Source organism: Streptomyces sp. 15-116A (genome assembly GCF_025290915.1).
GTDB lineage: Bacteria > Actinomycetota > Actinomycetes > Streptomycetales > Streptomycetaceae > Streptomyces.
On record NZ_JAOCQE010000296.1, the window covers coordinates 1 to 7355 of the forward strand.

General features: G+C 72.4%; 6 protein-coding genes. 2 read left to right on the plus strand and 4 right to left on the minus strand.

Annotated features, from left to right (window positions below; genetic code table 11):
- Positions 1 to 99: 99 nt before the first annotated feature.
- The 4 genes from efeO to N4P33_RS30170 all read right to left on the minus strand — a co-directional run bounded on the left by efeO (position 100) and on the right by N4P33_RS30170 (position 4364).
- The gene (gene efeO, locus N4P33_RS30155; RefSeq protein ID WP_260830118.1) at positions 100 to 1251 is read right to left on the minus strand and encodes an iron uptake system protein EfeO; all 1152 of its coding nucleotides are present in this window, start codon (positions 1249 to 1251) and stop codon (positions 100 to 102) included.
- A gap of 199 nt (positions 1252 to 1450) precedes the next feature.
- Positions 1451 to 2284: a heme ABC transporter ATP-binding protein gene (locus N4P33_RS30160; RefSeq protein ID WP_260830119.1), complete on the minus strand. Its 834-nt coding sequence runs from the start codon at positions 2282 to 2284 to the stop codon at positions 1451 to 1453.
- A complete protein-coding gene (locus N4P33_RS30165) occupies positions 2281 to 3360 on the minus strand; it encodes a FecCD family ABC transporter permease (RefSeq protein ID WP_399030376.1) in 1080 nt (359 codons plus the stop codon). Before N4P33_RS30165 ends, N4P33_RS30160 begins: the two co-directional genes overlap by 4 nt.
- Positions 3357 to 4364, minus strand: a complete 1008-nt coding sequence (locus N4P33_RS30170) for a hemin ABC transporter substrate-binding protein (protein WP_260830120.1) — start codon at positions 4362 to 4364, stop codon at positions 3357 to 3359. The genes N4P33_RS30165 and N4P33_RS30170 overlap by 4 nt, the downstream gene beginning before the upstream one ends.
- Positions 4365 to 4487: 123 nt before the next feature.
- Between N4P33_RS30170 and N4P33_RS30175 the strand changes: the two genes are divergently transcribed.
- A complete protein-coding gene (locus N4P33_RS30175) occupies positions 4488 to 5909 on the plus strand; it encodes an HtaA domain-containing protein (protein WP_260830121.1) in 1422 nt (473 codons plus the stop codon).
- A gap of 32 nt (positions 5910 to 5941) precedes the next feature.
- On the plus strand, positions 5942 to 7355 hold a 1414-nt coding region (locus N4P33_RS30180; protein WP_260830122.1), incomplete at its 3' end, for an HtaA domain-containing protein.

Sequence of the window (7355 nt, forward strand, 5' to 3'; positions counted from 1 at the left end):
GGCGGCGCCGAGCGCGAGCCCGGCCCCGCCCCAGCCGAGCAGCGCCCGCCGCGAGGGCGCGGGCGCGTTGCTGTCGGTCTCGGTCATCGGAACCTGCCTCTACTTCACGACGGCCGCGGCGAGCTGCGACAGCGGCTCCGCGAGCGCGTTCACCGCGTCCGACAGCTCCTTGCGCTCCGCCTTGCCGACCTTGTCGTAGGAGGTGAAGTCGTACGAGTCCTTGTCCGCCCGGTACTTGTCCAGCAGCGTGTTCAGCGCCGCGAACTGCTCGTCGAGCTCCTTCACCAGCTTCGCGTCGTTCTCCTGCGCGACCGGCTTCAGCAGCGCGTACGACTTCTCGGCGCCCTCGACGTTGGCCTTGAAGTCGACCAGGTCGGTGTGGGAGTAGCGCTCCTCCTCGCCGGTGACCTTGCCGGTGGCGACCTCGTCGAGGAGTTCCTTGGCGCCGTTCGCCATGGACGTCGGGGTGATCTCCGCCTTGCCGACCCGCTTCTGCCAGTCCTTCAGGTCCTTGATCAGCAGATCGGCGAGCTCCTTCTCCCGGTCGCCGATCTTCTTGTCCTGCCACAGCGCCTTCTCCAGGCGGTGCCAGCCGGTCCAGTCGGTGGCCGGGTCCTGGCCGTCCTCCAGGCCGTCCTCACGGACGTCGACCTTCGGGTCGATGTCACCGAACGACTCGGCGACCGGCTCGGTGCGCTCCCAGCCGATCCGGGAGGGGGCGTACGCCTTCTTCGCGGCCTCCAGGTCGCCGTCCTTCACAGCCTGGGCGAACTCCTCCGCCTTCGGCAGGGTCTCGTCCGCCTGTGCCTGGACGTACTCGCGGTAGGCGGCGACCGCCTTGTCCAGGCGCGGATCCCGCTCGACCGTCTTGCCGCCGGTGGCCTTCACGGCCTGGCGTATGCCCTTGCCGCGCATGCCCGGCTTGCAGGCGATCTGGTAGTCGCCGGCCTTCACCTCGGCGGTGACGCGCTGCTTGGTGCCGGGGCCGATGTTCTCCCGCTCGGTCACCACCCGGTCGTCGGGGAAGAGGATGTAGACCTCGGTGACCTTCGACCCCTTGTTCTCGATGGCGAGTTCGACGTGCCCGGCCGGGAACTCCTTCTTCGACACCTGGCACTTGTCGTCGGTGGCGGTCACCTCGACGACACCCTCGCCGTCGCCGCCGGCGCCCTTCTCGGTGCAGCCGGTGACGGCGGCCAGGGCCGCCACGGTGGCTACGGCGGTGACGACGGAGAGTCTGGCGGGTCGCATGCGGGGCTCCCAGATGGCCGAAAGGAGATGTGACACGCCTCACTCAAGGAAGGTGAGGCTCGCCTAAGGTACCTAAGGAATTCCTGGGTGATACCTGTGCGTTCCGTGATCCCTCTCTCATGGACGGTGTATGAGCACGGGCAGGTCACGGTGTCCCAAAAGGCGTGCCATGTGTAGGTCAAGGGAGGGTCAGGGCGGGTCAACCGGAGGTCGATCCACCGCGTTCCGGCAGCACCAGCACCGCCCCCGTCCGAGGATGCGGGAACACCTCCACCGGCTGGTCGTACACCTGCGAGAGCAGCCGCCCGCCGAACACCTCCCGCGGCGGGCCGTCGGCGGCCACCCCTCCGTCGTGCAGCACCGCGACCCGGTGCGCGTACGCCGCCGCCAGTCCCAGGTCGTGCAGCACCACGACCACCGCGTCCCCGGCCAGCGCCCGCGCCCGGCACAGGCGCAGCACCAGCTCCTGATGCCTGAGGTCCAGCGCGGCGGTCGGTTCGTCGAGCAGCAGCAGGGGAGCGCGCTGGGCCAGCACCCTCGCCAGCGCCACCCGGGCCCGCTCGCCGCCGCTGAGCGCGGAGAACGGGCGGGCGGCGAAACCGGTCACCTCCGTCGCGGCCATCGCCTCCGCCACGGCCGCGTCGTCCTCCTCGGGACTCGCCGCAGCCCACGGTGCCCGGCCCATCCGGACCACCTCCTCGACCGTGAACGGGAAGGAGAGGGCCGTGGATTGGGGGAGCACGGCTCGGCGCAGCGCCAGTTCCGGGGCGGACCATTCCGGCGCCGGGCGGCCGTGGACGCGTACCGTGCCGGTGGTGGGCGGGAGATCGGCGGCCAGCGCGCTCAACAGCGTCGACTTTCCCGCCCCGTTGGGCCCGACCAGCGCCAGCACCTCGCCCGCCCGCACGCTGACATCCACCCCGCTCAGCACCTCACGGCCACCCAGCCTCACGGTCAGCCCCCGGGCCTCGGCGAGGACCGCGCCGGGCTCGACCGGGGCCGGCGGGACGGGGCGTCGTCGTACACGGATCATGCCCAGCCTCCCTGCCTGCGCCGGGTGCGGCGCAGCAGCCAGAAGAAGAACGGGCTGCCGAGCAGCGCCGTGAGCACACCGAGGGGCAGCTCGGCGGGCTCCGCGACCGTACGGGCCGTCAGGTCCGCCGCCAGCAGCACCAGCGCCCCCAGCAGCGCACTGCCCGGCAGCAGGAACCGGTGCCCGGGACCGGCCGCCATCCGCAGCAGATGCGGGACGACCAGACCGACGAAGCCGATGATCCCGGACACGCTCACCGCCGCCGCCGTCAGCAGCGCGATGACCAGCACCAGCACGATCCGCAGCCGTTCCACGTCCACGCCCAGATGCCGGGCCGGCCGCTCGCCGAGCGCCAGCAGATCCAGCCGCCGCGCGTACAGCGGTGCCACCGCCAGACCGAGCGCCGCGCACGGCAGGACGGCCAGGACCTTCGGCCACGTGGCCTGGGACAGTGAGCCGAGCTGCCAGAAGGTGATCTGGTTGATCGCCGCGGTGTCCGCGAAGAACAGGAACAGCCCGATCAGCGCGCCCGCGAAGGCGTTCACCGCGATCCCGGTGAGGATCAGCGTCACCACCTCCGTGCGGCCGCCCGATCGCGCCATCGCGTACACCAGCAGGACGGTGGCGAGCCCCGCGAAGAACGCGAGCGCCGGCACCGTCCAGGTGCCGAGGAAGTTCAGCCCCAGCGCGATCGCGGCGACCGCGCCCACCGCCGCGCCCGAGGAGACGCCGATGACCCCCGGCTCGGCGAGCGGATTGCCGAACACGCCCTGCATCAGCGCCCCCGCGCAGCCGAGGGACGCCCCGACGAGCAGGGCCAGCACGATCCTGGGGAATCGCACGTTCCACAGCACTGACTCCGCGATCCGGTCCAACTCCGTGCCGCCGAGCCCGATCCGGTGCAGCACCGAGGCGAGCACGTCCGCCACGGGCACGGGATACGCGCCCGTCCCCGCCGCCACCGGGATCAGCACGACGAGGGCGGTGACCAGTCCGGCGGTCAGCAGCCAGGCGACGCTGCGGCGCCCGCGGACGGGGACGGTCGTCGCCGGTGCGCTCTTCTCCAGGACGGTCACTCCGCGCCGCCCTTGCCGTCGTACAGCTGGGCCACGACCGACTTGAGAACCTGGTCGGTGCGCGGCCCGTAGTTGAGCAGCACCCCGTCCTCCACCGACACGATCCGCCGGTCCATCCCGGCCGGGGTCTGGGCGACACCGGGGATCTTCACCAGGCCGTCCACGCCGCCGACGGACTCGAGTCCCTTGCTCATCACGAGGATCGCGTCGGGCGCCGCCTTCACCAGTGCCTCGCTCGTGATGGCGGTGAAGTCCTTCTCCAGCCCGGACGCGGCCCCGGCGTCCACCGCCCCGGCCGCCTCGATCAGCGAGGTCGCCCCGGAGCCCTTGCCGCCGATGAGGTACACGGACGCGGAGCCGCGCAGGTAGAGGAAGGCCACGCGGGGACGGGGCCTCTCCTCGGGCACCGACTCGGTCACGGCCGCGATCCGTTGCTCGGAGCGGCGGCTCAGCTCCTCGCCGGCGCCGGGCACGCCGAGCGCCTTCGCGACGGAACGGATCCGCGGGCCCACGTCGTCGAGTCCGCTCGCCGGGGCGACGACCAGTACAGGGATCCCGGCGGCACGGATCTGGTCCATCGCTTCCGCCGGGCCGGTCGTGGACTCGGCGAGCACCAGGTCCGGCCGCAGCGACAGCACGCTCTCCGCCGAGACGTCGTGGCCCCGGGTGACCACGGGCAGCTTCGCGGCCTGCGCGAAGGTCGCCGTCACATCGCGGGCCACCACCCGGTCGCCCAGACCGAGCGTGAACACGATCTCGCTGAGGCTCCCGGACAGGGGAACGAGACGTTCCGCCCGGTCGACCGTCACCTTCCCGCCGTCCGAGGAGCGGACGGTGACGGGGAGTTCGGGGGTGGGCTTCCGCCCGAGGGGCTCCACCCGGTCCGCGCCGGCCGAGGAACGCTGCGGGGACGGTGTGGCCGCGCCCGGGGAACCTCCGCATCCGGTCGCGGTGAAGGTGAGGGCGAGCACGGACAGCAGTGCTCCCGCCAGTCGAGTGCGCAAGCGTCGCACGGTCGTGTCCGTTCCTTTCGGTCACAGCTCGTCCACTGCGGATGTTGCTCGTGATGCAGCTTAGGTTAGCCTTACCTTCGTTCGCTACCGGCTGTCGTCCCCGGAGGACCCGCCATGCCCACCCGTCTGCGTGCCCTGGTGACCGCACTCTGTGCGACCGTTCCGGCGGCCGTCCTTACGGCCCTGCTCCCGGCCGCCACGGCGCACGCCGAGAGCCGCACCGTCCAGGGCGGACGGCTCGACTGGGGCATCAAGTCGTCCTTCCAGAGCTATGTCACCGGGCCGATAGCGAAAGGCGGTTACTCCCTCACGGGCGGCGCCGCCACCGTCGGCGGCAGCGGCTTCCGCTTCCACTCGGCGAGCGGCACCTACGACGGCGACACCGGCACCTTCCGCGCCGCCTTCTCCGGCGGGGTCCGCTTCACCGGCCACCGCACGGCGGCCGGTGCGTACCAGCTCGACCTCACCCTCAGCCGTCCCACCGTGAGCATCTCCGGCTCCACCGGCACGCTCCACCTGGACGTCACCACCAAGGCGAAGGGCACCGGGACGGTCACGACGTCCCGTCAGGTGCCCTTCGCCTCCCTCTCCCTCGGCGGCATCGACATGCGCGGCGGCGGCACCTCCGTCGTCCTGAACAACCTCCCCGCCACCCTCACCGCCCAGGGCGCCCGGTCCTTCGCCGGCTACTACACCGCCGGGACCGCACTCGACCCGGTGAGCCTCTCGGCCGACGTACAGGGGAAGGCGGCCTCGCCGCAGCCGTCCCGCACGTCCAAGTCGCCGGAGCCCAAGGAGACTTCGGCCCCGGGCACACTCGCTGGCGGTGCCGTCGACTGGGGCGTGCGCCGCACCTTCCGCGAATACGTCACCGGCGACATCGCGAAGGGCGAGTGGACCCTGTCGGCGGGCGCGCAGGACGGCGGCGCGCTCTTCCGCTTCCCCGGCGGCGAGGGGACGTACGACGACGGCGACCTGACCGCCGCCTTCGACGGCACCGTCCGCTTCACCGGCGCCCACGGGCTCGACCTGCGGCTCAGCGGCGTCCGAGTGCGCGTCCAGGACACCAAGGGCACGTTGTACGCCGACGTCTCGGCACCGGACCACAGCGGCAGGAAGGTCCCGCTGGTCACCTTCACCGCGAAGGCGAAGGACCTGAAGCCGAAGGACGGTCTGGTGCGGGTGACCGAGGCACCCGCGAAGCTCACGGCCTACGGGGCGAAGGCCCTCGGCGGGATGTACCCCGAGGGCACGGAGATGGACCCGGTGTCCCTGGCGGTCGCGCTCACCAAGGACGCGGAACTCCCCGCACTGCCGGACCTGGGCAGCAGCCCGGCGCCCAGCGCCGCATCCGCCTCGGACTCGCCGAAGTCGCCCGAGCCCGTCGCGAACGCCTCGCAGGACGACGGCGACCTCCCCACCCTGCCTCTCGCCCTCGCGGCCGGATCCCTGCTCGCACTCGGAGCCGTAGCCGCCTTCACCGTCCGCAGGCGCCGGCGCACCCGCCCGGCCGCGGACACCCCGCAGCACCACTGAACTCCTCCCGACCACCAAGGAGACACCGGACCATGCCCGTCAGCCCGACGACGCCCGTCAGACGACGCCGCTCCACCGCCCTCACCGCCGCCGTGGCCACCGCCGCCGCGCTCGGCGCCACCGCCCTCACCGGCGCGACCACCGCCTCGGCGGCCGAAGTACCGCTCACCGGCTACGAGTTGTCCTGGGGCATCAAGCAGTCGTACCGCTCCTACGTCACCGGCATGGCGCAAGGCACCTTCACCCCGTCGGACGGCGCCACCCAGGCGGCCGGCAACGGGCCGTTCACCTTCACGGACGGCACCGGCACGTACGACTCCACCGCGCACACCGTCGACCTCGGCTTCAAGGGCGGCCTGCGCATCAAGTCCGACGCCCACCGCTTCGAACTCGCCCTGTCGGACGTGAAGTTCGACAGCGGCGCCGCCGAGATCACCGCCGACGTGACGGCGAACGGCACCACCGAGGACGACGTCCCGCTCGCCACCGTCACCGTCACGCGCGAGATGAAGGACATGGCGACCAAGCTGACCAAGGAGGCCGCAGAGGTCTTCGGCAGCGCGAGCTACGAGGGCGCGGCGGGCGATCCGCTGACGGTGGTGCAGAAGACCAAGCCCGCACCGAGCCCGTCGGGTTCGCCGTCGTCCCCGCCCACCTCCCCGCCCACCTCCGCGCCGACCTCCACGACCACCTCGCCGCCCGCGTCCACGCCGGGCGCCACGGCCTCGGAGTCCGCCACCGCTTCCGCCTCCGTCTCCCCGACGAAGGCGCCGGCCGTGCCCGCCACCAAGGGCGAGATAGCCGACGGCACCCTCGGCTGGGGCGTGAAGCAGTCCTTCCGCTCGTATGTCGTGGGCCCCGTCGCCAAGGGGAAGATCACCGCCTCGGCCGGTGCGACCCAGGCCGGGGGCAACGGCGCCTTCACCTTCCCCGACGCGAGCGGCACCTACGACACCGACGCCGGCAGACTGAAGGCCGCCTTCAAGGGCGCGGTGAACTTCAAGGGGCACGAGGAGAACGGGACGTACGGTCTCGACCTCACCCTCACCGACCTCGAGGTCACCCTCGACGACGGCACCGGCACGCTGTCCGCCGACGTCACCAGCCTGGGCGAGCGGTCGCAGGACGTGGTCCTGGCCGATCTGAAGGCCACGTCGCCCACCCTGTCCGCCAAGGACGACGTCATCACCGTCGACGACGTCACGGCGACCCTCACCCGGGCCGGCGCGAAGGCCTTCGGCGACTTCTACACCGCCGGCACGGCCCTCGACCCGGCCGACCTCGCGGTGGCCGTGAGCGCCGACGCGGAACTCCCGGGCGGCACGGGCGGCTCCGGGTCCGGCTCGGGCACCGGCGGCAGCGGATCCGGCACCGGTGGCTCCGGTACGGCGGGCTCCACGACCGGCGGCACCGGCTCCACCACGGGCGGTGTGACGGGCGGCCTCG